General features: G+C 46.6%; 26 protein-coding genes. 23 read left to right on the forward strand and 3 right to left on the reverse strand.

Features of this window, described 5'->3' with window-relative positions:
• Window positions 1-68: 68 nt before the first annotated feature.
• Together K2Q26_11625 and K2Q26_11630 are read left to right on the forward strand one after the other, a co-directional pair.
• A complete protein-coding gene (locus tag K2Q26_11625) occupies window positions 69-659 on the forward strand; it encodes a hypothetical protein (GenBank protein ID MBY0316164.1) in 591 nt (196 codons plus the stop codon).
• A gap of 53 nt (window positions 660-712) precedes the next feature.
• Complete coding sequence (locus K2Q26_11630; protein ID MBY0316165.1) at window positions 713-1,699, forward strand: aminopeptidase; 987 nt, start codon at window positions 713-715, stop codon at window positions 1,697-1,699.
• Window positions 1,700-1,765: 66 nt separating this feature from the next.
• Here the strand turns inward: K2Q26_11630 and K2Q26_11635 are convergent, their stop codons facing one another.
• Together K2Q26_11635 and K2Q26_11640 are read right to left on the reverse strand one after the other, a co-directional pair.
• Window positions 1,766-3,535 carry a DEAD/DEAH box helicase gene (locus tag K2Q26_11635; GenBank protein MBY0316166.1) on the reverse strand — a complete coding sequence of 590 codons (1,770 nt, stop codon included), beginning with the start codon at window positions 3,533-3,535 and terminating at the stop codon, window positions 1,766-1,768.
• A 96-nt stretch (window positions 3,536-3,631) separates the two neighbouring features.
• Window positions 3,632-4,498 carry a TonB C-terminal domain-containing protein gene (locus K2Q26_11640; GenBank protein MBY0316167.1) on the reverse strand — a complete coding sequence of 289 codons (867 nt, stop codon included), beginning with the start codon at window positions 4,496-4,498 and terminating at the stop codon, window positions 3,632-3,634.
• Between the two features lie 133 nt (window positions 4,499-4,631).
• Between K2Q26_11640 and K2Q26_11645 the strand changes: the two genes are divergently transcribed.
• From K2Q26_11645 to K2Q26_11700, 12 genes are all read left to right on the forward strand, one after another.
• Window positions 4,632-5,177: a PilZ domain-containing protein gene (locus tag K2Q26_11645; GenBank protein ID MBY0316168.1), complete on the forward strand. Its 546-nt coding sequence runs from the start codon at window positions 4,632-4,634 to the stop codon at window positions 5,175-5,177.
• 102 nt (window positions 5,178-5,279) lie between these two features.
• Window positions 5,280-6,596 carry a PhoH family protein gene (locus tag K2Q26_11650; protein ID MBY0316169.1) on the forward strand — a complete coding sequence of 439 codons (1,317 nt, stop codon included), beginning with the start codon at window positions 5,280-5,282 and terminating at the stop codon, window positions 6,594-6,596.
• A 4-nt stretch (window positions 6,597-6,600) separates the two neighbouring features.
• Window positions 6,601-7,242 (forward strand): hypothetical protein, encoded by a 642-nt coding sequence (locus K2Q26_11655; protein ID MBY0316170.1) that lies wholly within the window; start codon window positions 6,601-6,603, stop codon window positions 7,240-7,242.
• 101 nt (window positions 7,243-7,343) lie between these two features.
• On the forward strand, window positions 7,344-7,673 hold the full coding sequence (locus K2Q26_11660) for a hypothetical protein (protein MBY0316171.1): 330 nt from the start codon (window positions 7,344-7,346) through the stop codon (window positions 7,671-7,673).
• A 234-nt stretch (window positions 7,674-7,907) separates the two neighbouring features.
• A complete protein-coding gene (locus K2Q26_11665; protein ID MBY0316172.1) occupies window positions 7,908-8,186 on the forward strand; it encodes a cytochrome in 279 nt (92 codons plus the stop codon).
• 11 nt (window positions 8,187-8,197) lie between these two features.
• Window positions 8,198-8,728, forward strand: a complete 531-nt coding sequence (locus K2Q26_11670; protein ID MBY0316173.1) for a hypothetical protein — start codon at window positions 8,198-8,200, stop codon at window positions 8,726-8,728.
• Complete coding sequence (locus K2Q26_11675) at window positions 8,721-9,866, forward strand: CpaF family protein (protein MBY0316174.1); 1,146 nt, start codon at window positions 8,721-8,723, stop codon at window positions 9,864-9,866. Before K2Q26_11670 ends, K2Q26_11675 begins: the two co-directional genes overlap by 8 nt.
• A 273-nt stretch (window positions 9,867-10,139) precedes the next feature.
• Window positions 10,140-11,114: a hypothetical protein gene (locus K2Q26_11680; GenBank protein MBY0316175.1), complete on the forward strand. Its 975-nt coding sequence runs from the start codon at window positions 10,140-10,142 to the stop codon at window positions 11,112-11,114.
• An 11-nt stretch (window positions 11,115-11,125) separates the two neighbouring features.
• Window positions 11,126-12,379: a phosphopyruvate hydratase gene (eno, locus tag K2Q26_11685; GenBank protein MBY0316176.1), complete on the forward strand. Its 1,254-nt coding sequence runs from the start codon at window positions 11,126-11,128 to the stop codon at window positions 12,377-12,379.
• A 93-nt stretch (window positions 12,380-12,472) separates the two neighbouring features.
• Window positions 12,473-12,766: a septum formation initiator family protein gene (locus tag K2Q26_11690; protein MBY0316177.1), complete on the forward strand. Its 294-nt coding sequence runs from the start codon at window positions 12,473-12,475 to the stop codon at window positions 12,764-12,766.
• Between the two features lie 32 nt (window positions 12,767-12,798).
• Window positions 12,799-15,354 (forward strand): DNA polymerase I, encoded by a 2,556-nt coding sequence (gene polA / locus K2Q26_11695; protein ID MBY0316178.1) that lies wholly within the window; start codon window positions 12,799-12,801, stop codon window positions 15,352-15,354.
• A gap of 56 nt (window positions 15,355-15,410) precedes the next feature.
• The gene (locus K2Q26_11700; protein ID MBY0316179.1) at window positions 15,411-16,106 is read left to right on the forward strand and encodes a flagellar basal body-associated FliL family protein; all 696 of its coding nucleotides are present in this window, start codon (window positions 15,411-15,413) and stop codon (window positions 16,104-16,106) included.
• Between the two features lie 35 nt (window positions 16,107-16,141).
• Here the strand turns inward: K2Q26_11700 and K2Q26_11705 are convergent, their stop codons facing one another.
• Window positions 16,142-17,413, reverse strand: a complete 1,272-nt coding sequence (locus K2Q26_11705; protein ID MBY0316180.1) for a sigma 54-interacting transcriptional regulator — start codon at window positions 17,411-17,413, stop codon at window positions 16,142-16,144.
• A 220-nt stretch (window positions 17,414-17,633) separates the two neighbouring features.
• Between K2Q26_11705 and yihA the strand changes: the two genes are divergently transcribed.
• The 9 genes from yihA to K2Q26_11750 all read left to right on the forward strand — a co-directional run bounded on the left by yihA (window position 17,634) and on the right by K2Q26_11750 (window position 26,543).
• Window positions 17,634-18,200 carry a ribosome biogenesis GTP-binding protein YihA/YsxC gene (gene yihA / locus K2Q26_11710; GenBank protein MBY0316181.1) on the forward strand — a complete coding sequence of 189 codons (567 nt, stop codon included), beginning with the start codon at window positions 17,634-17,636 and terminating at the stop codon, window positions 18,198-18,200.
• Window positions 18,201-18,296: 96 nt separating this feature from the next.
• Complete coding sequence (kdsB, locus tag K2Q26_11715; protein ID MBY0316182.1) at window positions 18,297-19,040, forward strand: 3-deoxy-manno-octulosonate cytidylyltransferase; 744 nt, start codon at window positions 18,297-18,299, stop codon at window positions 19,038-19,040.
• A gap of 17 nt (window positions 19,041-19,057) precedes the next feature.
• A complete protein-coding gene (locus tag K2Q26_11720) occupies window positions 19,058-20,764 on the forward strand; it encodes a CTP synthase (GenBank protein ID MBY0316183.1) in 1,707 nt (568 codons plus the stop codon).
• Window positions 20,742-21,713 (forward strand): KpsF/GutQ family sugar-phosphate isomerase, encoded by a 972-nt coding sequence (locus K2Q26_11725; GenBank protein MBY0316184.1) that lies wholly within the window; start codon window positions 20,742-20,744, stop codon window positions 21,711-21,713. Before K2Q26_11720 ends, K2Q26_11725 begins: the two co-directional genes overlap by 23 nt.
• Window positions 21,714-21,723: 10 nt before the next feature.
• Window positions 21,724-22,461, forward strand: a complete 738-nt coding sequence (locus tag K2Q26_11730) for a YdcF family protein (protein MBY0316185.1) — start codon at window positions 21,724-21,726, stop codon at window positions 22,459-22,461.
• A 91-nt stretch (window positions 22,462-22,552) separates the two neighbouring features.
• Window positions 22,553-23,062, forward strand: a complete 510-nt coding sequence (locus K2Q26_11735; GenBank protein ID MBY0316186.1) for an HAD hydrolase family protein — start codon at window positions 22,553-22,555, stop codon at window positions 23,060-23,062.
• Window positions 23,063-23,072: 10 nt separating this feature from the next.
• On the forward strand, window positions 23,073-23,819 hold the full coding sequence (locus K2Q26_11740) for an outer membrane beta-barrel domain-containing protein (protein MBY0316187.1): 747 nt from the start codon (window positions 23,073-23,075) through the stop codon (window positions 23,817-23,819).
• Window positions 23,820-23,949: 130 nt separating this feature from the next.
• The gene (locus tag K2Q26_11745) at window positions 23,950-24,798 is read left to right on the forward strand and encodes an outer membrane beta-barrel domain-containing protein (GenBank protein ID MBY0316188.1); all 849 of its coding nucleotides are present in this window, start codon (window positions 23,950-23,952) and stop codon (window positions 24,796-24,798) included.
• Window positions 24,795-26,543 (forward strand): tetratricopeptide repeat protein, encoded by a 1,749-nt coding sequence (locus tag K2Q26_11750; protein MBY0316189.1) that lies wholly within the window; start codon window positions 24,795-24,797, stop codon window positions 26,541-26,543. Before K2Q26_11745 ends, K2Q26_11750 begins: the two co-directional genes overlap by 4 nt.
• Window positions 26,544-26,548: the final 5 nt, after the last annotated feature.

Raw genomic sequence — 26,548 nt, forward strand, 5'->3', positions numbered from 1 at the left:
CTCGGCCTTGGACAAGTTCCCGCATCTCTGGACCCCCTTTTTTAGAGGGGCACCTGTAGAATCGATGGATGCGCATTTTGATGTTCTTGCTGTTATTAGTGATCTCAGGGATGAGTCACGCCGACTACTTCGAGTTGAGTGCTTCGGGCAATTACCGTAAATCTTTTTTGATGGATTCGAACACCGAGCAGCGGGCCTATGATGAGGCACGCGCCTTCACCGGGGCCGTATCTTATTATTTCCGTGAAATGACGGCGCTAGAAATCAGCTATACCACCGGCACTTCAGAGCGAGTGATTCCGTCTACATCTATTAGCTCTAAGACCACCCACTACTATGACCTTGTGGGAGCCGATTTAGTTTTTACCTTCGGAACCCGCACGGATACCTATATCCCCTACATCAAAGCGGGGATTGGTTACTTTAGCAAAAAACGCATCGATTACGAATACCGAGATCAGAACACAAACACGACCACCACGGCCAGTGTGAATTTAGAGAGCTCCGTGGTTCCCAGTGCCGGCGCCGGAATTCAAATTCGTTTGACCGAGCGCTTAGCTTTTAAAACGGGATTAGAGGTATGGACGAGCGGTCCCATCCGAAAAAAAATTGAAGACTTCGATTGGGCCGCCCGCGTGGGAATTTCTTGGTTTCTATGATTGTTAAAATCTCTCTATGGATGACAGGTGTGTTCGTGCTTGCCGGTTGCCAGATGGGCTACATCCTCAATAATGGCTATCAACAGATGAAGCTTTTAAATTCGAGAGTGGCGGTTGAAAAAATTATTGCGGATCCTAAGATCGAAGCGGACGTAAAGAGAAAACTTAAGCTCGCTATTGAGGCCAAAGAGTTTGCCGAAAACGAACTGCATCTTAAAAAAACAAAAAACTATCTGACGTATGTCGATCTTCATCGTCCCTATGTCACCTACATTGTGAGCGCCGCGCCCAAAAACGAACTTAAATATTACACCTGGTATTTTCCGATCATCGGCAGTGTTCCCTACAAGGGATACTTTACAGAAAAAGGAGCTAGGGACGAGGCTAAGGATCTTGCCGATGAGGGTTACGACACCTATGTCCGCGGAGTTTCGGCCTATAGCACCCTCGGATGGTTTAATGATCCCATCTTGTCGAGCATGATGCGATATTCAGATTATGATCTGGTCAACACCATTATTCACGAAACGGTCCATGCCACGTTGTACATTGCTGACAACGCCAACTTTAACGAGCGTCTCGCCACTTATCTCGGCGATTTGGGCGCTAGTCTTTTTTATAAAAAAATAGGTAACGGCAGTGCGGTCCTCACGGAGGCCGAAGAAGACAGCCACGATCAAAAGTTATTCTCGGAGTTCATTTCAAAAGAGATTAAAGATTTAGAGGACTGGTACGGACAACATAAAGAGGATGCTGTCCAGGGTCGCGAGGCACGCTTTACGGCCATTAAAGAAAAGTACAAAAAAGATCTCAAGCCTAAACTCAAAAGCAACCGCTATGACTCCTTTGCGGACGCCGAACTTAATAACGCCAAACTCCTCGGCTACAAACTCTACATGAATGATCTTAATGATTTTGAAAAACTCTCCGCTAAGCTCGATCACGACTTCCAAAAGATCTTAGACTTCTGCAAAGGCCTAGAAAAAGAAAAGGCCCCCGAAGACGCCCTCAAAAAATTCATCGATGAGGTTCCTCGTTAGCAAAAACAAAAGGCAAACTCCATCGGAGTTTGCCTTTTGTTTTGCTAACAAGGAGCCTGGAATCTTTTAGTAGCGCTTGCGTCCAGAGCTGGCGCCGCCGCCGTAGAAGCTCTTGCCGCCGCCTTTTTTGCGACGGGGGCTATCGAAGCCGCCGCTTTCGTCACGAGATCGTGGGGGAGCGTCGGCTCCCTCGCCGCGAGGTTTTCTGGCAAAAGTTCGGCGTTCGCTGCTTGCGCCACCTGCGGGTGCGCGCTCCGGGCGCGCACTGCGCTCGGGGCGATCATCGCGGGAGAAAGGGCGTTTCGCACCGAAACTGCGGCGCTCGCTTCCTTTTTCTTCGCGTTCGTCAAAGTGATTCTCCCGACCACCCTCACGACCTCCATCGCGCCGCCGTCCACCGCCACCGCGGAAGTTGTCGCGGCCGCGGGGTCGACGATCTTCTCGATCATCGCCACCGGTGCTGGAGAAAGAGATTTCGTCTTCGTTGAGACCAAATCCGTTTTCGCCCATGGTGAGAACATTCTTAAGAGAGTTGTAAATCACTTGGGTGAGCAATTGCTCTTTAGTGATCGGTGCGAAAACGTCCTGTTTGTCCTCGAGAAGTTCGCGAACTAAGGCCTCGGCTTTTTTAAAAGACATGGATTTGGTGTCGCCAGCAAAGCTATCGATAATTTTTGTAAGAGCGTGGGACACTTTCGTCTTAGCAATCTGCTCGACCGATTGCATCTTCTTAAGAACGAAAGTCGTCTTTGTGCGACGAGCGATGTTTTCTAAACCGCGCTGTTCATTGCGAGTGATCAAACTGATCGCAATCCCTTTTTGACCATTTCGACCGGTCCGACCTACACGGTGAATATAACTCTCGAAGTCCCAAGGCAGAGAGTAGTTAATCACGTGCGAGAGATCTTTAATATCGAGTCCACGAGCGGCCACGTCGGTACAAACCAGGATGGCCACTTCGCGCTTTCTAAAACGAGTGAGAATTTTTTCTCGTTCTTTTTGAGTGCGATCTCCGTGGAAGGATTCGGCCGAGAACCCGGCTTTCACTAAAGCATTTTGGATCGCTTCGGTTTCAACTTTGGTTTGGCAAAAAATAATTCCGTAAAAATCATCCACTTCGCTCATGATCTGCAAAAGAGCCTGACGTTTGCGAGCTTGAGCGATGGCGTAGTACCAATGCTCAATGGACTCAGGAAGTTTCCCAGAGCTGTTGACGGTAATTCGTTTAGGATCGGTTAAATACTTATGGGAGATCTGTTCGATGTTGCGACTCATCGTCGCAGAGAAGAGCCAATTTTGACAGTTTTCATGAGCTTCGCTCAAAATGGTTTCGAGATCTTCCTTAAAGCCCATGGAGATCATTTCGTCCGCTTCATCAAGAACAAGAACGTTGAGGCGAGCGAGAGAAATTTTCTTTTGTTCGATAAAGTCGATCAGGCGGCCGGGTGTGGCGATTAAGATTTGAGCGCCTCTTTTAAGATCGCGCTCTTGAATCGTGTACGAAGCCCCACCGTAAATTGTGGCGACGTTAATCTTTTGGGCGCGACCTAACTTTTGCACTTGCTCTGACACTTGAATCGCAAGTTCGCGCGTCGGGCATAAGATTAATCCTTGAGTGGATTTGTCATCCGCTTTGATTTGTTCAAGAAGAGGAATGGCGTAAGCCGCCGTCTTGCCAGAGCCTGTTTCGGCCAGTGCGAGAAGATCACCGTTATGACCGATAAGGGCCTCGAGAGTTTTCTTTTGAATTTCTGTGGGCTCGACGAAGTTCATATCTTGGAGAGATTGAAGAATAGAGGAAGAAAGAGCGAAGTCCTGAAACGTAGTTTGCGACATGAATATCCTTTTGGGTCTGTACTAATTTAGAGTGAAACTTATACCATGATTTTTATCGCCAAGCGTCTAATTCCAGGTAATTGTAAAAACTACAGACTAGTTGGGCCCGCCCATGCCTTGGGGCGAATAATAAACAACGAACTTATAGCGAATACGAATATAGCCGTCCTCGCCCACCATTTCGGAGGGGGGGTTGGGAAAATTTCGCGCCTGTTTAAAGGCTTTATTGGGAGCGCCGTCGATTTCCCACTGACCGGAGAGTTGGAGGGGGGTGACGGAAAGAACTTTTCCTTGCTGATCTAGAATCACTTCTACGATGGTCGTCCAAACTTTATCGCTGTAGGGGAGTTGTCCTTCGCGTTTGAGTTTTTCGAAACCCGTGGTCACGTTTTGAATCCAAGGCCAAATCACTTTCTCCGCCATTCTTCGGTAGAAGGTGAAATATAAATTTTGGTCGGTGTTGAGAGCCGCCACATCCCCAATCTGTAATTCCTTGGGCATGTAGTTTTGCAATTGCTGCCGACTCGCGGGGGACATCGTGTTTAAAAAATTATTGTTGGAGTTGCTACTCGATTGCGCGGCCGCCTCTCGCTTTCCGGAGGACACATACAAAGAGTCAGGCGATATTTCCGAACGCAAATCCGCGATATTTTTTGCGACACCAGAACTTTGAGTTTGTTGTTGCCGCTGCGGTTGTCGGGGTTGACCCCCCGGAGACGGGGCGGACTCCACTTGGGGTTCACCGAGAGTGCTCATCGGTGCGTTGGTGGTCACCCTCGTTCGAGTTTCTCGCTCTACACGACGAGTTTTGTCGGACATCGCGGGTCGGTTTTCTTCCTTCATGTCGAGCCACTGAATCGGCTCAGATTCGGGCTTTGGCTTTACAATGTAATCCACGCCTCCCAAGAGGAACATGATCACGTGAATCATCACACTGAAGGTAATTGCTTGATATGACGACACTTTTTAAAGCACCTATTACCCTTTCGAGATGAGATCCACCCTATTTGAGCCCGGCGGACGTCCTGACTCGAGGCCATCATTTGCCTAAAGTTGAGACACTAAACCACCGATAAATATAGCATGGGGAGGGGTCATGAGCTCAAGCGACAATACGAATAATTTAAATAATGTGATCGATCTACAGAAGCATCGTGGCAAAAAGGCCAAAAAAGCGAGTGGGACTGAGAAGAGTACATTTTCAGCAGGCGTCACGGACATCTCAAACATTCGTCAGGAAATGATTAATTCTGAACGTCGAAGCGTTCGTCGAACGATCCTCACCGAGTTTATTGGCATGAACATCATCGTTCCTCAAAAGGGTCTGGTGAAGTCGGCGCTCTATGATATCTCCGAAAACGGCTTAGCTTTTGAGCTTCCCATCGATTTGGGAAAATTCAATGTCGGCGAAGAAGTGGCTATGAGAATCTACATGAACCACGCCACGTATTTTCCCTTTGTCATCAAGATCACTCACATTCGTAAAGATGCGGATGAGGGACTTTATCTTTATGGTGGAAGCTTTATTAAAAATTCGATCAACCAAGTGGCGCTTTTCCATTTTGCAAAATTTGTCGAAAACATCAGCGCGTATCTCAAGACAGATCACGGCGATGTGATGGTTTCAAATATCGGAGATTAATCTCTGCGCCATGCAACATATTCCGTCATTTACAAGGCCACTCCCTTCTAGTCCAATAGAACTATGAGCCACAACGGCTCATGTTCATAAGGGGGACGTGGAGTGAGCGAGAAAAGAAAGATCGTTGTCGATACGAATGTGATTCTGTTTGATGCTCTAGCAATTTGCAAATTTCAAAACGCTGATGTGCATATTCCAATTTCAGTACTCGAAGAACTCGATCGTTTTAAACGTGATCTCGGCGAGAACGGAAGAAACGCTCGTCATTTTAGCCGTTTCATCGATGTCCTCCGTGGCAAAGGCGCCTTAAATAAAGGCGTGCCCTTAGAGGATGGAACCGCAACCATTTTCGTCGAAGCCGATCGCTCGGTGACCGGAACTCCGGCGGAGCTGTTGGAAACAAAAGCCGACAATCGAATTTTAATCACAGCCTTTGCTCTGCAAAAAGAATTTCCAAACAATAAAGTGGAGTTGGTGACCAAAGACATCAACTTACGTATTAAAGCCGATGTTTTCGGTATTAATGCGAAAGACTACGAGCCCGAAAAAGTCTCCGTCGACGAAATGTACACGGGTCATATTGAAATCGAAGTGGACGCCGAACAGATCAATCTCTTTTATCAAGAGAAGATGTTGCCACTTCCGGACAGCATGAGAATCGTACCTAATCAGTATATCGTGGCCAAAGACACTTCGAATCCCAATCACAGTGCCATCGGTCGCTACGACGGGAAGAAGAAAGGCATGGTGCCTCTTTTGACCGTGAGTGAAGGCATCTGGGGAATTCACCCTCGAAATGTGGAGCAATCTTTCGCTATTGATGCGCTATTGAACGATGACATTCTGTTTGTCTCCCTTGTCGGTAAAGCGGGAACAGGAAAAACGCTTCTAGCTCTGGCCGTCGGCCTTTACAAGTCTCTCGACGAAGGACGTTTCCAGCGTTTACTGGTGAGTCGTCCTATTTTCCCGATGGGGAAAGACATTGGATATCTTCCTGGAGACATCGAGCAAAAACTGAATCCTTGGATGCAACCGATCTTTGATAACGTCGAATTTTTAATGGGGGCGGATAAGAAGGCGGCGGGTCGCGCTCAGGAGCTTATCAACCAAGGTATGTTGAACATTGAACCGCTCACTTACATTCGTGGTCGAAGTATTCCGAACCAGTACTTTATCGTCGATGAGGCACAGAACTTAACTCCTCACGAGATTAAGACCATCGTCACTCGCGCCGGTCAGGGAACTAAAGTGGTTCTCACTGGAGATGCTTTCCAAATTGATAACCCTTATGTGGACAGTGCGACGAGCGGTTTGACCTACTCCGTCGAGAGATTTAAAGGCTACGACATTTCGGCTCACTGTTCTCTGACTAAAGGGGAAAGATCCGAACTCGCTGAACTCGCTGCAAACGTTCTTTAGAACAATGTGGACCTGGGTTCTCTTTGTTTTATTGATCGGGGCTGAGGAGGTGGCTTCTCAGCTCGAAGTCACAAATTCTCATCCTGCAGAGATTAAACTCCCGCGCTGTATTGACGACACGGTGGTTCTTCAAAAGATTGCGAATCACATCGAAACTCATAGGAAAAACAGCTCAAAATATGCCGAGTATGCAGCTGTATTCCGCGGCGAGACTCCTGCGGAACTTGTGGCCCGCTTGGCCTATGCCGAAACAATAGGTGCGAACTGCTCTTCGCTCAATTCCAGCGTGGGCCCAAGGATTGTCGAAGTGATTGCCAACCGAGTGCGGAGACGGGGCGGGGACGCCCGTTCGGTGGTTTTTCAAAGAGATCAGTTTTCATCTTCGCTCAATATTTATTCGAACTCGCGCTACAAAGATTTTCTGTGTCCCAAAGATTTAAATCTATGGAAAGAAATGGTATTGGCCGCAAGATCTTCGCTCGAGAACCCTCCTTCGCGAGTCAAGCCCGACACGATGAACTACTTTCTGTACAGACACGATCCTCGTTGGGCTCAGGAGCCTTGGGCTCTCAAGGAAGATCTTGCCGGGCAGTCTGAGGACGCGCGCGCTTGTGTTCGTTTCTTTCGTGTTCCTGATTGGAAATAAGTTTTTATTGCAAAGAAACTTGTAAAAAACTCCAAGCCCTCGCTAATCCTTTCAAAAACTCCAAAATCTTTTATAACTGAGGCAAATAAAAGGAGTTTTCCATGAAAGCATTGTTTGTATTCGTTTTATCTCTCGTTAGCATCACGGCCAACGCAGAGTCTTTAAAGTATTGTGGTAAAGTCGAAGTGTTTGGTGTGGAGTATTATAACTACGCTCGCGTTGTGGATAACAAATATAACCCGCGCATCAACGGTAAAACCAAAGACCCAAATCAAGTTGTGAAATACTTGAATGCGAAGACGGACGGCACTTGCCTTTGCGTTAAAGGAACCATCGCAAAACAGACTCTCGAAGGTTACGAAATCTTTAACTTCACTCAAGTGGATTCAATTTGGGGATGCAGCAACGGACCCAAACTCGCTGGAAAGTAATTCATCTGTCCAATTTTTCTTAAAAGGAAGCTCTGTGAGCTTCCTTTTTTATTTTGGGGCAGGGGCGGCGTTATTTTCATTTCTGAAGAGGGTCGAATCAAAACTCGATGAGTCTTTGGTCGAGTCGAGCTCTGACCTTTTTCTGGTTTTTGATATGTCTGTAATTTCATACCTTCAACGGTTAAGAATTTCTCAAAATGAGCCGAATAGATTTGTGCAAGTCAGGAGGACAGCATGTTTCTACAAGGCGATTTACAAAAAGTTTTCGATGCTCTTTATCACATGGGTGTTATAGATCCGGTTTTAAAAATGGATTGGAGCGAAAGCTTTGAAAAAATCGAGTCGGAATCATGGCGTTTAACTCCGGTTGTGCAAGTGGTGAATCGTTGCGGTGGAGATTACGAGGAGCTCATGAGCGAACTTAAAAGTTTTGATCATGAAGCGCTTTCTTATCTGGCGATGTTAGTGGCCAAAGAGCTGATGTACTTTCACACCAATACGATCGTTCACTAAGGAGAATTTGTATGAAGATGATGATTTTATCATTCGCATTAACAATGGCTTCGGTCGCAAGTGCAGACTGGAATATCGATCTTTCTCGCCGTCAACACGACATGAAAAAACTGGAGATGGATCAATTGGTGGCCGAGGGTAAAGAGCAAAACGTGGTCCAGCAGATCTTCGAAAGAGAAGCTCCCATCGAAGAGCTTGTTATCGCCAACACAGACAAAGGTTTTGTTCCTGGCATGCTTCGACTAAAAAAGGACCAAAATTATCAAATCACAGTCGTTAACGTGAACAAAAAGAAGAAAAACGTAAGCTTTATGCTCGACGCCTTCGCGGAACACCATGGAACTTATTTTGGTGATGTTGTGAGTTTTAAAGTAAAACCACAAAAAGACGGATTGTTCCAATACGTTTGCCCAGAGACGGAGACAATTGGTAAAATCTTAGTGTACACTCAAGAGGAAATGCAGCCGGTCCCGGCCATTAAACTTCGTCAGCCTGCTGCTGAAGATGAAACGTCCATCCCAGTGAGTTTTGATAATGAGTAGAAGCCTCGACACACGTACGCAAGCCTTTGAAGAGATGATCAAGAGCAATCTTGCTCCGGTCGTCACTTATTTGCAGGACGATACGGTGACCGAGGTTTTGATCAACGGCCCGAACGATGTGTTCATCGAGCGCGGCGGTAAACTTCTTAAAACAGACGCGAAATTTAAAACGGATAAAGATCTCGAAGTTGCCGTCCAAGCGATTGCGAATTTCGTCCGTCGTCGGATTAATCAAGATGAACCACGTCTTGATGCTCGACTTCCCAATGGATCGAGAATTCACGCGGTCTTGGCGCCCGTGGCTCGCAACGGTACGACGGTCAGTATTCGTAAGTTTAGCCAAGTGAAAGTCGACTTTAAAAAATATATTGATTGGGGCGCTCTTAATTTGGACGCCGCTAAGTTTTTGCAAATCTGTATGATGCTCGGGAAAAACATTCTTGTGAGCGGAGGTACGGGCTCTGGAAAAACCACATTGCTCGGATTGCTTTGCAGTTGTATTCCTAAAGGACAACGCGTTCTTGTGATCGAGGATGCTTCCGAATTAAATGTCGAGTACGAGCACGTTGTGAGTTTCGAAACCAAAATGCCAGATGAGCTTGGTAAGGGTGGAGTCACCATGTACGACCTCCTTAAGAGCAGCTTACGTCTTCGTCCCGATCGCATTATCGTGGGAGAGGTGCGTGGTGCAGAAGGCATGGAGTTGATTCAAGCGATGAACACGGGTCACAAAGGGTGTTTGGGAACCATTCACGCCAACACGCCGGGAGACTCATTGCTTCGTCTCGAAGCTTTGGCCATGGGTGGAGACAATAAATTGAGCGAAAAAGCGCTTCGCTATTCGATCGCTTCGGCCATCGAAATCGTTGTCCAGATTTCTCGTTTACAAGATGGTTCACGTCGCATCACTAACATCACGGAAGTTTTAGGCTTAGATGAGCAGGGGCATTACAAAGTCGCTGATATCTATGCGCTCAATAACCCAACGCGTCAGACTGATGGAAAGATTAAAGGATTTGCTGAGCCAACGGGCATATTGCCCACTTTTGTTCACGAGATCGAGAACAACGGCATCAAATTTCCTCGCTCTAAATTCTTTCCGACTCAGAGCACTCCGAATAGCCGAGAGTCGGCTTAATCCTCAAATTTTTGGTCTAAATTCCCGTCATCCTGAGCGAAAGCGAAGGATCTCGGTGACTTATCGGTCGCGCGCGAGATCCTTCGCATTCGCTGGGGATGACGCGCCGGTGTTTTCCCTCGGGATGGCGGCGAAAACTGTCATAAGGCGTCGTTATTCCTTTGCAAATTTAATTGTCGACACGCTTTCTTTTTCATAGCAAAAGTAACCGTGCTCATCAGTTGTAAAGTCACAAATTCCATTCTGGTTTTCTTGGAAAAACAAGGCCGAGATTTGTCCACGATTTTACAATCCTTTGATGTTCCTGAAGAGTTTTTGCGAGATCCTGCGTGCTGGTTAGAAGCGCCCCGTATGGAAGCCATTATCAAAGAGATCGATCGCTCGATGACCGACCTTCCCGAAAATTTTGTGCGCGATATTGGCCGTCACTGCGAACAGCTTCGATCTTGGGGCGTTTTAGACAGCGTGCTCAAGATGATGGAATCGCCTCTCGATATTTACAATCAACCGAATCGGTTTATCTCTTACTTTATTTCTCCAGAGCCTCCGGTCATGGGATGGAAGCAAGTGGATAATGTCATCACCTTTCATGTTCCGGTGGAGCCTTCGGAATACCCGCACATCACGCAGTATTTGATGGGGGCTTTTGAAGGACTCCCTCACTTTATGCGCCAGTCGGCCTCTCATGTCGAATGGATCGGTAGTTGTATCAGTATCTCTTGGAGTCAACACCAGGAGAATCTTTTACCTTCAGAGGATCTTGAAGTTCGCCAGTTTAATCCTGAGTGGGTTCGCACGGTGATGGACAGTTTAGAGCAGCATCAAAAAATGTTGGAAAATCGTCAACAGATGCCTGCCGAAACGACATCGCACAAGGCTCTCCAAGAGTTTGCAAGCAAACACGCCCAACAGGTCGAATCCACCTTGAGTGACATCGTGGCGATTAAAGATGATTTTCTAAAACTGCACGATTACTTTGCGCGTTCGCAGCAGCTCATTACTTTTTTAATCCACTCCGGTCGTAAAACAAAACAGGTCGACGAGGCGATGCGCCGAATGGATTGGCAGCACGTTCAGTCCTCGTACACCAAAATGGTGGAAGAGGCGTGCGATCGAATTCTCGCGGCGAAAGATCGCGCTCAAGATTTATCCAAAGCTTTTAAAGTTTCCGCGAAAGAAGCTCATCATTTAGAATTTTTAGAGCCCCATGTGGAGCTCGACAATTTAGAATTACCGATTCAACCCTAAGGAGAAAGCAGATGTCAGAAATCGTTTCCATTCATGCCAGAGAAATTTTGGATAGCCGTGGGTTCCCCACTGTCGAAGTGGAAGTGTTGACGACAACCGGAGCGATCGGTCGAGCGGCCGTTCCCTCGGGAGCATCTACGGGGGCTCACGAAGCCCACGAACTGCGCGACGGCGACAAGAGCCGTTATCATGGTAAAGGCGTGTTGAAAGCGGTCGAGCACGTCATTCACGATATTAGCAATTCGCTCGAAGGCCACGATATTTTTGATCAGGCAGGCATCGATCAAACTATGCTCGAGCTCGACGGAACGGCGAACAAGTCTCGTTTAGGGGCGAATGCCATTTTAGGAGTCTCCCTCGCTTGTGCGAAGGCCGCCGCGGCCGAAGCTCGATTGCCGCTTTATAAATACGTCGGCGGAGTTCACGCCTACCAATTGCCCATTCCACTGATGAATGTGATCAATGGGGGCGCTCATGCCGATAATGGTCTTGATGTGCAGGAATTTATGATCGTTCCACGCTTGGGAACGTTTAGAGAGTCTTTGCAAGCCGGAGCCGAAATTTTCCAAACTCTTAAGAAGATCCTAAAAGAGAAAAAGCTGTCGACAGCAGTGGGCGACGAAGGTGGTTTTGCGCCTCAGCTTAAAAATAACGAGCAGGCTCTCGAACTTTTAGATCAGGCGATCAAAGCTTCCAGTTTTGTCCCTGGTGTGAATGTATTTATCGCTCTAGATGTTGCGGCGACGGAATTTTACGCCGATGGAAAATACGAGTGGGAAGGCGAAAAGATCACCGCCGAACAAATGACCGAAATCTATGCCAAATGGGTCGACAAGTATCCAATTGTAAGTATCGAGGATGGGTTAGCTGAAGATGACTGGACAGGATGGCGCCATTTGACCTCCACTTTGGGTTCAAAAGTTCAATTGGTCGGAGACGATCTATTTGTGACGAACATTGAGAGGGTAAAAAAGGGTGTCGACGAGCGATGTGCCAATGCACTCCTTGTTAAAGTGAACCAGATCGGAACTTTGACGGAAACGATTCGGGCCGTTCAGTTCGCTCAATCCTCAGGCTACAATACGATCATGTCTCATCGAAGCGGTGAGACCGAAGATACCACCATTGCTGACTTAGCGGTCGCTTTAGGCTGCCGTCAGATTAAGACGGGAAGCTTGTGTCGGAGCGAGCGCGTGGCCAAATATAATCAGCTGCTTCGTATCGAAGAGCAGCTGACGAAATCCGCAACTTACGCCAATTTATAGAAGGTCTAGTCGTCCACGAAACTCCCGATCTTCACTTTGGTCGGGATGGACGCGGGATTGATAATCGCTAAGGGTTTGCTAGAATAATGAGATATGTATCTCATCGAAAAGTTGCGCTCGTTTCTCAATCAACCGTTTAAAATTTTTTGGCTGTGCCTTATTGTTGGCTTTGTCACACTTCTTTACGACGGTAGTTTTTGGAATCTGTGGAGTCTCCATCACAACTACAAAGAGATGGAAAAACGAATTCAAGCGGTCAACGAAGAGACATCCAATTTGAATTTTAAAGTTCAAGAGTCGAACGGTCGAGAGTTCATCGAGCGACAAGCGATGGATCAGTTAGGTTTAGTGCGCGAAGAAGATTTGATCTTTGTGTTTTCAGATTGAACCAATCACCTCCATAGATTAGTCTCTGCCGCATGTCTAATGCGAGAAAAAGTCTTTATCTAGTTGATGTCAGTTCCATGTTTTTTAGAGCGTACTACGCTGTTCGTCCTCTGAGCACATCGAAGGGTGTTCCGACCAATGCGATCTATGGTTACCTTTCGATGATCGTGAAATTGCTCAAAGAGATTAAGCCGGATTATCTGGCCTTCTGTTACGATCGACCTGAACCTTCCTTTCGCAAAGACATCTATCCTGAATACAAAGCCAATCGTTCAGAGATGCCGGAAGATCTGGCGCCGCAAATTCCCTACATCAAGCAGCTCACGGAAGCTTTGGGAATTCCTGCCTTCGAGATGCAAGGCTTTGAAGCCGATGATTTGATTGGAACTTTTGCCATGATGGGAGAGAAACACAATTTAGACGTGGTGATTGTGAGTGGGGATAAAGATTTTTCTCAGCTGATCAACGAACACACGATCATGTACGATACGATGAAAGACACTCGTTTTACTGTCGAGAAAGTTGTCGAAAAGTGGGGAGTTGAGCCGAAGTACTTTATTGATTATCTCGCTCTGACAGGAGATTCCTCGGATAATATTCCAGGAGTCCGCGGAGTGGGACCCAAGGGGGCTCAAAAACTGATCAATGAGTTTCATACGGTTGAAGAAATCTACAAAAGAATCGATGAAGTGAAAAATCCGACGCTCAAAAATAAGCTGCTGGAATCTCAAGAGATGGCGTTATTGTCTAAAAAGCTGGTGACCATCGAGACGGATGTTAAGGTCAATATCGGAATCCAAGATCTCAAGGTGCGCGAGCGAAAAACTGCGGAGCTCGAAAAACTTTTAGAGGAGCTTGAGTTTCAGTCTTTCAAAAAAAATCTGATCACTTTAGATCAGAGCCAGGGGGCGCCGACGATAGATCCCATTCACGAAGCGCCAAAAGAGAAAGTTGCGGCTCCGACCGATTTTAAAGTCATTCATCTTAAAAACGAGGATTTTGCAAAATGGTTGGAAAACCATAAAAATCTTTGGATCGTCGACTCCGAACGCAATTATATATTTGCCTCAAAGAATGATGTGGTTGTGTTTGAAGGGGATGAAGAGGGTTTGGCTCGACTTTTTGATGCGACGGAAGGTCTGCAATGGTCGGGATATGATTTGAAGACGCAATGGAGAAAGCTGGGAGTCCGTCGGTCGCAAACTGCAGTATGGGATGCGATGCTTGCGGCGTACGTGGTTCAGGCTGGGCCCATCGAATCCTTTGGAGATATTTTTATAAAGTACGTCGGGGAAACTCTTCCCGATTTACCAACTCCGGACAGTCTTTACAGTGCGCATCTCCAATTGCGGATCGCTCTCCTTGAAAAACTTGAGGAAACGCGAATGACAGAAATTCTTAAGACGATCGAACTTCCGATCATCGACGTGCTCACGGCCATGGAGAAAAACGGTGTTTTAATCGACGTTGAGTTTTTAAATAAAGAAAGTAAAACTCTGGCGCAGGATCTTAAGAAAATTGAAGAGGAAATTTATAAGGAAGCGGGCGAGACCTTTAATATTGCAAGCCCCAAGCAGCTGGGTCAGATTCTTTTTGAAAAGATGAATTTGCCGAAAGGGAAAAAAACTAAAACCGGTTATTCAACCAATAACGAAGTTCTAGAAAATCTCGAAGAGTTCCCGATCGCCAAAAAAATTATCGAGTATCGCGAGATTGCAAAACTCAAATCGACCTATGTCGACGCCTTGCCAACAATGGTGGATCCCAAAACAGGTCGCATTCACACTCAGTACAATCAAGCTCTCACGGCGACCGGTCGGCTTTCGAGTGTTCACCCCAACCTGCAGAACATTCCGATTCGTACAGAGCGGGGAATGCGGATTCGTCGCGCCTTTATTGCCAATGAAGGTCATATCTTGGTGGCTGCGGACTATAGCCAGATCGAGTTGCGAATTTTAGCTCATATTTCTAACGACAAAGGATTAACCGAAGCTTTTGCTCAGGATTTGGACATTCACACAAAAACAGCGAGCGAAGTCTTTAGCGTCCCGCTCGATCAAGTGACGTCTGACCTTCGACGGAAGGCCAAAGCGGTGAACTTTGGAATTGCCTACGGCCAAGGGGCCTATGGTTTAGCCGATGGATTAAAAATTCCACGGGGGGAAGCTAAAATCATCATTGATACCTACTTCGAACGTTTTAAAGGGGTTAAGAAGTACATGCACGACGCGGTCGAGTCCGTGAAGAAAACCGGCTATAGCGAAAGTCTTTTAGGTCGGCGTCGATATCTCCCCGAGATCAACTCAAAGAATTTTAATGTAAAAGCTTTTGCGGAGCGCGCGGCGATCAATGCGCCCATTCAGGGGATGTCGAGTGACATCGTCAAAATGGCCATGATTCAGGTGGCCGAGAAATTTCGCGACCAAATGATTCTACAGGTTCACGATGAACTTATCTTTGAATTGCCCGACGATGCAACTTTGGAAAAAAACATGAAGGAGATTCGATCCATCATGGAGAACTGCATTACCTTATGTATTCCGCTGAAAGTGAATATCGGGAGCGGGAAAAACTGGTCGGAAATTTAGAAGGCAGGGGAGCTCTAATCCTTTACTTTTAGTGATAATAACTGTGGAATAGAGGGATGGCTAAAGAAGTTTCCCAAGATGCCTTAAATATGGTCGACGAGGTTTTCAAAGAAGAAGACCCGGCATTTCTCGCGGATTTAGAAAAAATCAAACCTGAAGACCTCAATAACCAACCTCTCGACGCCATGGATCCTGAAGAAGTGAAGCGTCTTAAAGAATTGGGTCTTCGTGGAAAATGGATGATGCTGAGACCTCAGCAAAAGAAAATCATCTATGCATCTGTTTTTATAGTTTTCGTAGGGATTCCATTGGTCATTCTTTCGGCCCTGGGTCTTCTCACTCCTCAGTTCTCCTTCGACGAAATTCCGTCGATGGCCTATATGGCTGACGAATCGACCCCCTTCGAAACGAGCGACGAATTGGTCGGAATTTTGAGCTTAGAGAATGATGAAGAATTTAATCTCAAAACTCGCGAAATGCTCGTGCAGCTGAAAACTACGAATAAAACGAAGGGATTCGTGCGCGTGATCTTCGAAATAGGCATGGCCAGCGAAGAGGATCGTGTCTATATTTCGAAACGTGAAAAAGATGTTATCGATATCGTTACGGAAGTTTTAACAAATACGACCCACGCCGAATTTTCGGGCATTGAAGGTAAAGAGATGATCCGCCGAAAAATCATCGTGGCTCTCAATAAAAAATTGGAGGGAAAAGTCAAATCCCTCCATTACGACCAGTTTTTGTTCCAATAAAAAACACCGATACGAATCTGTCCTACGGATGGGGCTTAGACACGACTGCGCTTTTTAAAAGCGAAGGGGTTTATCCCGTAGGTTTTGACCTTATCGTGAAGCGTGCTCTTCGGCATTTTTAGATCTTCGGCGGCTCGACGTTGATTGCCATTGTGTTTCTCTAAATTTTTTATAATCAGTTCGCGTTCCAGCTCTTTGATGGGCGGTAAGCTTTCCAATAATGCCTCGTTGGCTTTGGGAGGGCGGTCGACCAGTTGGCTTAAATGATCAACTTCGATTTGCTCTCCGGGAAAGTAGGCCGCAGCGCGCGCCACGACGTTTTTGAGTTCGCGAATATTGCCAGGCCACGAATGATCTTTTAACTTTTCCATGGCCGCGAAGGAAAATCTCACTCGGCTCTCTCGCGCCATGGAGTACAGAATCGCTTCAAAGTCCTCGATCCGATCAATCAGAGACGGAGGAGAGATTCGACAGACATTTAAACGATGGTAGAGGTCTTCTCGAAATTCTTGTTTTAGAATTTTCTCGTAAAGATTTTTATGAGTGGCCGCCAGCACGCGAACGTGTGTGCGAATCGTTTTATCGGAACCGACGGGGCGGATTTCTTGATTTTCTAGCGCGCGCAAAAGCTTGGGTTGAAGATTGATCGGGAGATCTCCGATTTCGTCTAAAAACAACGTTCCGCCGCGGGCCTCTTCAAAAGCGCCTTTACGGTCATTCGCGGCACCGGTAAACGATCCTTTCACGTGTCCAAACAATTCACTTTCGATCAGTTGTTCGCTGAGAGCACTGCAGTTGATCGCAACAAAAGGACCATGTCGCCGGGGAGAGAGTTTATGAATGAGAGATGCAATCACTTCTTTTCCGCTTCCGGAAGGCCCAATGATCAGAACTGTATGCTCGGTGGAGGAGAAGGCGGGAATTTTATCAATCTGCCTTTGCCATTCGGTATTTTTGGAGGTCGGCAGTTCGGTCTCATCTTTTTTGTGAGAGGCAAAAATAAATTGCGTTTCGCCGATACGGATTCGATCATTGACCGAAAGTGTGGCTTCGATGACGGGAGTTTCGTTGAGTAATGTTCCATTGCTGCTGCGAAGATCTTTGAGAACAAACTGCGATCCTCGTTTTTCGATGCGCGCATGCCGCTGAGATACAAACGGATCTCCGAGAACCATGTGATTGCTCGGATTGCGTCCAAACGTAAAGAAATCTCCAATCTCGACCACCGTGTCCGAAGTATTAAGGGATATGAGGTACGCCTTCTCGAGGACGGAATCCTGAACCAAATCAATTTTACAAGTCTGCATCATTAAAAGCTCCTTCGTTATCCCAGACCTATTTCAATCCGCATACCAGCACCGTCTGCGTCTCAAATCCAAATTATCGAACAAACACCTAAAACGTCCGGCCCGTGTCCAAATTTGAAGTCCGTGATCCAATAAAATTGGGGTTTTCAGTTTTTGAAACAAAAATTTACGGTGCTGCAATAAGCTTGGGTTGGAGGAACTTTTTTGCTAAGACCAGGCTATGTCGAGCAAACTGACTTTTATTAAAAGCGCCGTGGATATTCACGATTTTCCCGAGGACAATCAGTCCGAGATCCTCTTTGCGGGCCGTTCCAATGCCGGGAAATCTTCTCTCATTAATACGATTGCGCAGGGAAAAGTGGCGAAAGTCAGTTCCACTCCGGGGAAAACTCGGCATTTGAACATCTTTGAGCATCGTGAGGGCTATCGTATTATTGATATGCCCGGTTATGGATACGCGATCCGCTCGAAGGACGAAGTCGACTCCTGGAAAAAAATGATTGAGCCCTATCTCCTGAAGAGAATGAATATAAAGGGGTTGGTGTTGGTTATGGATATCCGCCGCGAGTGGGCTGAGGAAGAGCAGCAAATGCTGGAGCTCGCTCAGTATTTACGCGTTGGGCTTGCGGTGATTCTCAACAAGGCCGACAAATTATCGCGTGGGGCCGCGCTGGCAAAAAAAGCCAAGTTATCTCAGTCACTTAGCATTAATGATTGTCTGCTCATGTCGGTCCTCAAAAAGCAGGGGATCGAGGATCTCGAAAATCTCTTGATCAAGTGGAAATAGCTCCCTCAAATCTAGTGAAAAAAACCACCCAAGCTCGCTCGTTCTCTCGACACCCTCTGGGGTTTTTGTTATAACATTCGCTACCTAGGAGATACTTTGTCAGTTGTTGGAGTGATCCCTGTTCGCTTTGGTGCGACCCGGTTTCCGGGAAAACCCTTAGCCCCGATCCTTGGCAAACCCATGTTGCAGTGGGTGCTGGAAGGGGTGTCTCAAAGTCGCAAAATCGATAAAATTATTGTCGCCACTGATCACGATGAGATCGCGGCGGTCGCTCGCAAGCTGGGCTATGCGGTCAAGATGACTCATCCGGATTTGCCGTCCGGTTCTGATCGGGTGTGGGCCGCCATTCAGGATGAGCCCTGCGATGTGGTGGTGAATATTCAAGGCGATGAGCCATTGATTCGCGGCGATGTTCTCGATGAGTTGGTTTCGCAAACTCAAGATCCGGCGCAGAAGGACGTGGTGATGTGGACTCTGGGGCACGCTCTAACGGAAGAGACATTAAACTCTCAGCAAGTCGCCAAGGTCGTCGTCAACCAGGAGCACGAAGCGATTTATTTTAGTCGCCTCCCCATTCCATTTTCTCGCAAGCCGATGAGTGAGTTTAAAACGATCCCGTGTCTTAAACACATTGGTATTTACGCCTTCCGCAAAGAGTTCCTTAAAAAGTTTTGCGATAAATCTTCCATTGGGATCGAAGAGGCGGAGGGTTTGGAACAATTGCGCGCATTGTACCTTCGAGCGCGTCTTAAAGTTTTAAAAGTGGATCACGATTGTTGGGGTGTAGATATTCCCTCCGACGTGCAAAAGATCGAACGTCTTCTTCAACAAAGAAAATAGACACAGAGAAACAACTTATGAAAAAGAAAAAAACACAGCATTTGCAGCAGAAATTTATATTTGTGACCGGCGGCGTAGTGTCGTCGATCGGTAAGGGTCTAAGTGCGGCCAGTCTTGCCGCCATGCTCGAAGCACGTGGAATCAAAGTGACGTTAATGAAATGTGATCCTTATATCAATGTGGATCCAGGGACGATGTCTCCGTTCCAGCATGGTGAAGTTTTCGTGACGGCCGATGGCGCCGAAACCGATCTCGATCTGGGTCATTATGAGCGCTTCACTTCGATCACTTTAAACCGTCATAACAGCATCACGGCCGGTCAAGTCTACGACAGCGTTATTCGTAAAGAGCGCCGCGGAGATTACCTCGGTGGGACTGTGCAAGTCATCCCACACATCACTGACGAAATTAAGTCTCGCATTTTCGAAGCGGCTCAAGGTTTTGAAGTCATCATCGTCGAGATTGGTGGAACGATTGGCGATATCGAAGGGCTTCCGTTTGTCGAAGCCATTCGTCAGATGCGTGTGGATTTAGGATTCGAGAATACGTTGTTCGTCCATGTGACTTACATTCCTTACATTAAAGCGGCGGGTGAATTAAAATCGAAGCCCACTCAACACTCGGTCAAAGAATTGCGCGCGATTGGAATTCAGCCGGACTTTTTGATCTGCCGTAGCGAAATGCCCATCGATCCCAACATGAAGTCCAAGATCGGATTGTTCTGTAGCGTACGCCCAGAGAACGTGATTGCGGCTTACGATGCATCGACTATTTACGAAGTTCCACTGATGCTCCACAACGAAGGTTTTGATGAAAAAGTGGTTCAGGCCCTTAAGCTCGAAAGCCCTAAGCCGGATCTTAAAGCGTGGGAAAAGATCGTTAAGGTGACCAAGAACCCGGCCAACGAAGTTACAATTGGTCTTATTGGTAAGTATGTGGATCTTAAAGAGAGTTATAAGTCTTTAGCGGAGGCCATTAGTCATGGTGGAGTCGCTGAGAACTGCCGGGTGAACGTTGTTTACGTGAACGCCGAGGAGCTCACACGAAAAAATATAGATCAGCAGCTCCAAAAGCTTCACGGAATTCTGGTGCCCGGAGGTTTTGGAGAGCGAGGCGTGGAAGGAAAGATTCGCGCGATCGAGTATGCTCGCGAAAACAATATACCTTTCTTTGGGATTTGTTTGGGCATGCAATTGGCTTCGATCGAGTTCGCTCGAAATGTTTGTGGAATCAAAAATGCGACCAGCCGCGAATTTGATGATTCGAATCAGAAGGGTCAGCGCAATTATGTGATCAATTTGATGGAAGAGCAAAAAGGCGTGAGTAACAAAGGCGCTACGATGCGGTTAGGTTCGTTTAACTGTAAGTTAAAAAAGAACAGCTTAGCTCGTCGTATCTATCAAAAAGATTCCATCAGTGAGCGGCATCGTCATCGCTATGAATTTAATAATAGCTTTAGAGGACTTTTTCAGAAGCACGGTATGGAACTTTCCGGAATCTGCGAAGAGCGTGATCTTGTCGAGATCGTGGAGCTGCCGAAGCATCCGTTCTTTATCGGTGTTCAGTTCCACCCCGAGTTTCAATCACGTCCTTTAGCGCCACATCCTATATTCCGTGATTTTATTTCGGCCGCGATCGCGCGGGCGCATCTCATCGAAAAAAGTAGCAGTCGCAAGGTGCCAGCGAAAGTCAGAGGTATTCATGAATTATCTCGAAGAAGCTAAAAAAGTTCTCGATCTCGAGTCGAAGGCCATTTTAGAAATTAAATCCAAGTTGGACGGAAATTTCGAAAAAGCCGTCAACGTGATTGTGGACTGTTCGGGGAAAGTCATTGTCACGGGCATCGGTAAATCCGGTTACATTGCACGAAAACTCGCGAGCACGCTGAGTTCGACCGGAACTCCGTCCTTGTATCTTCATCCGGCGGAGAGCTCTCACGGGGATCTCGGTGTGATTTCACCCAATGATTGTGTGGTCATTATTAGTAATGGTGGAGATTCGCCAGAGCTTAAAGATATTTTGGGATTTATCTCTCGAAAAAATATCCCGTTGATTTCCATGACGGGAAATCGGGGAAGTGAATTGGCTAAGGCCAGTCCCGTAGTTCTCGATATCGGTGTGAGTGAAGAGGCGTGTCCCTTAGGGTTAGCGCCCACTTCAAGCTCAACGGCATCCTTAGCTCTCAGTGACGCTTTAGCCATGGTCGTCCTCAGTAAAAAAGGCTTTAAAAAAGAGGATTTTGCGGAGTTTCATCCTGGTGGAAGTTTAGGGCGTCGACTGCTCACTCGAGTCAGAGATGTGATGCACGGGCAAGGTGCGTTGCCTCTGGTGAGCGAAAGCGCCGTCCTTAAAGAAATTCTCCCGATCATGACCGCGAAAGAAGTGCGTGGAGTCGCCGGGGTTGTGAATGATAAGCAGGAGCTCGTCGGGATTATCACCGATGGAGATATTCGTCGTCATCTCAATCAAAATGAGAGCCCTCTGCAGACGGCGGCCAAAGATATGATGTCTCGGTCTCCCAAGACGATTCTTTCCGACGAAATGGCCGAAAAGGCATTGTTCGTGATGGAGCAGTTTTCGATCCAAATGCTATTTGTCATGGATGAAAAGCAAGGGAAAAAGCCCGTCGGGCTACTTCACTTACAAGATTTATTAAAAGCAAAAATTAGATAAGCGAATCCACATGTCGGTATCCATCATTGTTCTATTAGTGCTGTTGACTTTAGCGGGTGCTTTATCTCGATACTATCGTCTGAGCCGAATTCTTATGGCGGTGGCCGTAGTTTTTATCTTAGTGATTGGCAATGGTGTCTTTGCACAGTTGGTGATCGAAAGCTTACAAACTCACTCTCGCGCAACCGTCACTGATTGGAAAGAAAGAAATGCGTTTATTATTTTAGGGGCAGGAACGTCCTTTTGGTCGGCGTCCCATCTTGTGGTGAGCGCCATGCCCACTTTTTCCCGAGCGCACGAAGCGATCCGACTTTATCTTCAATGTAAAAAGCAAAACAAACAATGCCACATTTATGTCACGGGTGGAGATCCTGCCAAGAATGGAACGAGCGAGGCCGAAGCTTTGGCCAACGCTCTCACTGAGATGGGTGTCATCGACGAGGATATATTTAGGGAAATGAAAAGTAAAAACACCTACCAAAATGCCAAATTTACCGCAGCGATGATGGCCGCGCGGGAGCCCTACGATGAGATCTTTCTCGTCACTTCGGGGTTACATATGAACCGATCTTTACTTTATTTTTCGCACTTTAAAATATTCCCGACGCCCGCTCCGGCGGATCAAGCCAGTGCGCTCTTTAAAGTCATCCCGCTTTCTCACAATCTCTCGTTGTTTGATTTGGGTGTCCATGAGTACTTGGGCATGGCGCGATTTCATCTTTATAATTTTTTGGGATGGAATAAGTAGGCTCCACTACTGAAGGCCAGTCCTAATTTAAATCTCGATTAAATCTCAAGTTTACTTGCCTATAAAGATCCGATTGTTCACTATATAAGTTATGGAATTATCCCAAGAACTTATCGCTAAGCTTAAAAAAGTGAAGATGCTCGTGACCGATGTGGACGGCGTTATGACCGACGGAACTATCTTTTTAGGGGATGATGGGGAATGGCGTCGCCACTATTCTGTTCGAGATGGGGCCGGTATCGTTTTTTTGCGGGAAGCCGGATACAAGGTGGGGATAATTACTGGAGCCTCTTCCCCGGACGTGCGGAAGAGAGCGGAGCATTTAAAGATAGATTATCTTTTTCAAGGCAAGATGGACAAAGGTCCGGCCTTTGATGAAATTAAAAAAATGAGTGGTTATACTAATGAGGAAATCAGTTACATCGGTGATGATGTCTTTGACTTGGTGATCCTCGAACAAGTGGGTTTTGCGGCAACGGTGCCCGGAGCGATTGAGGGTGTGCAGCCAAAGTGCCACTATGTAACGAAGCGACCCGAGGGCGACGGTGCCCTTCGTGAGTTGTGCGAAATGATTATCAAATACGGTTATTACTCTAAGTAAGGAGCATCTTGTGAGACATCTTTGGTTACAGCTTTGGTTACAGCTTTCTTCCCTTATCATCCCGATCTTACTTGCCCCTTCTTTATCGATGGCCGTAACGATTGAGTTTCCCGAAGAAGAATTAGCAAAAGAATCAGTGCTTCCGGTCTTCGAGGGCGGAACGACGGCGGTCAAATCTCGTCGCGTGAACACCAAGGGACGAATGGAAGCGGGCTTGGCTGCTGGTTTCATTTTTAACGAGCCGTTCTTTAACCCTCTGATTTATGGTCTGAGATTGGGTTATCACTTTAATGAATTCAGTAGTGTTCAGGTCAGCGGTTTTTTAAAGCAAGACGAAGTCTCTAGCGACGCTAAAGAAATCGATAGCGATCCGGCGACTCGCATCGGCTTTCAAGGTGTTCCTGTGCCGAAATACCTTTTGATGGTGGATTATCAGCTGACTCCTTATTATGGAAAGATCAGCTTAACGAAGGACACAGTTTTAAATATGAACCTTTTTGGAGTTCTTGGGGCGGGTGCGATCGACGTCGGTGGTGAAGTCACTTGGATTGCCAATCTTGGTTTTGGGCAGAACCTCTACTTTACACCACGCATGGCCTTCCGGGCCGATCTGCGCTTTCTATTTTACGAAGGACCTAACGTTATTAGTATTCCTACCCAGACGAAAGCCGCAACGACGAAGCTCGACCCCTCGGCCTTCGACAGTCAATTTAACGTGAGTCCAAGTATGACTCTCGGGCTTGTTTTCTTACTTTAGTCTCTACGAGACGCGACTTAGGTTGAGTCTCGCTAAAGTCTAGTTACTGACCAGGTCCGTCGTTAACCCTACAATTTTCTTAATTTATTTTTTATTCTGTATGTAGAAACAGCAGTTTAAGGATGCACCTATGATAATACGTTTTTTTGTATTTCTGCTCGCGGTCACATCTTTTTCGACCTCCTATGCCGACGACGTGGACCAGATCGAAAATCTTTTTGACGCCGACGATACTCGTGTAGAAAGAGAATCCCAGCAGGAAGTTCGCGATGCCGAAGCGGCCAGCGCTGCCAATCGCGCGGACAAAAGCCCTCCTCCGACACGGTTAGAAAATCTCAATACTCTTAAGTCTTTCGAAGATGTGGCGGTGATTCAAAAACGTTATCTTCCAAAAACTCAGCGTTTCGAAGGAAATTTTTCCGCCGCAGCCAATATCAACGACTCCTATTTTTCCGCCTATGGTGTAAACGGAACTCTGGGTTATCACTTTAATGAAAAGTTTGCTGCGGAACTCGCAGTGAAGTGGTTCTCGGTGAGCAATAGTAAAGCGGCGAATAATCTTCTCGAGCAGGGAATCGTGACTAACGGACTTGTGGCCACCGAAATGTTTTATGGTGTGAACATGCGTTGGACGCCGATCTACGGGAAATACTCCTACTTTGATAAAAAAATTATTCCTTTCGATCACTACTTTGCTGTCGGGATCGGTCAAACTCGCTTAGAGGCGGGATCTAGCTCTTCCAACACCACCGTTAACGTAGAAGCTCTAGATAATCCCATCACCTTAAGTTTATCGACGGGTCAAATCATCGCTTTTAATAAATGGATGGCGTTCAAATGGGATGTCAGCTGGCACATTCTTCAGCCCGAAGTTCGCACGACTCGAAATGGTGTAAGCAATGTCAGCGACGACTTACAAAATAATATTTTCCTTTCCCTAGGATTCAGTTTCTTCTTTCCGGAGGCAAAGTACCGATGATGAAGTTCATAACCACTTTAGCCACAATTTGTTTAGTCACTCAGAGTTCGTATGCTGATGTGAATGACGTGATGGGAACTCCCACTACAGATGAACCTATTTTGTTGGCGCAAAACAGTAGTAGTAAAAAGAAAAAAGTCACCACGACTAAAACGACGACCACGCGTCGGCGTTCCCAACCGTCGACGTCCACAAAGACAACAACGACAAGAACCAATCGCAGTAATCGCGGATCCTCAGATGCAAACGCAGCGAGCGGAGAAGGTTCGGGAGGCGGCGGTAACGTGATCTCAAAGATCAAAAGCTTAGCCTCCTCCAATCAGTACGAAGAGGCGTCAAAGCTTTTGTTTACTGTGAGTCGAAGTTCAAAGTACGCCGGTGAGGCGGCGCAGATTAAGTACATGCTTGGTCTTATGCTTATGGAACTGAAGCTGTACCAAACGTCCTCTTTTGTGTTTTATGATGTCATCGACGAGGAACTTCGTCGGAGTGGTGATCATAAATATCTGAGACAGAGCTTAGGAAAGCTTTCTTTTTTGAGCAATATGTTGGATTCCGATGTTCTTTTAAAGTACGCGGTATCTAGAATTCAGATCAAAGATTTCCCGGCGGACAGTAAAGATCTGTTCTTTTTTAGATATGGGGAGTTAAAGCTCAAAGAGGGTCAATTCGATGAGGCGGCGAAAGCCTTCGCGAAAGTGGACCCAGAAAGCACCGTTTATCCTCAGGCCTTGTTTAAGCAAGGGTTAGCTTATGCCGAGCAGAATAAGCTGGGTAATGCGGCAGCGGCCTACGAAGAGTTACTTAACATCTACAACAATAGACCTGTGACCGATCCGAATCGTGTGAATGCGACGATGGCTTTGGCCCGCATTTACTATCAAGGAAAAAAATGGGATCGTTCGATCAGTTATTACCGAGCTGTTCCTCGCGATACAATTCAGTGGCACGATGCTATGTTTGAAATGAGTTGGGCGATGCTCCGTTCGGGTCAATTCTTCCGATCGGCGTTAAGTAACTTCCACACGTTGCATTCTCCTTATTACGAAGAGATTTATTCTCCAGAGTCGTTATTACTTCGTGCGATCGTCTACTTATATATCTGTCGTTACGATGAAATGGAAAAAACTCTAGAGCTCTTCGATCGAATTTACCGACCGGTCGCTAGCAATATCGACAAGATGCTCAGTCGTTCAGACAACAGTAAGCTCTATTGGGACGAAGTCAAACGCGGTTATGAAAACGCAAAGAACGAAAAAGAAAGTAAAAACCGCATGCGTCTCAACGATATGGTGACAACGGCATTGCTTCGCCACAACCAGATTCGCGCTAATTTGAACTATTACAATATGTTGGAAGAAGAAGATCGCAAGATCAATGCTCTGGCTCGAGACTGGCAGGGCAGCGCTATGGGTAAATTCGGTCGCCGAATTATCGAACGTCGAAAAACAAGCACTGAAGATTTGATTGGAAAACTTGCTCGAAATCATTTGTTAAAGATGAAATCAGAACTTCGTGATTTCTTTGAGCAGAGTGATTTCCTTAAGTTCGAAATGGTCAGCGGTAAGAAAGAAGTTGTGGGTAAAGAGCTTGTCGGTAAGAAGATTCCGCGGAAACAGATCGTGGATGATTCTTCTCGAAACTTCTTTATTTCTAATGGTTATGAATATTGGCCATTCCAGGGCGAGTACTGGTTAGATGAACTCGGGAACTATCACTATGTGGGTGTACAGGCCTGCCAATAATAGGC

The organism is Bdellovibrionales bacterium (assembly GCA_019750295.1).
GTDB lineage: Bacteria > Bdellovibrionota > Bdellovibrionia > Bdellovibrionales > JAGQZY01 > JAIEOS01.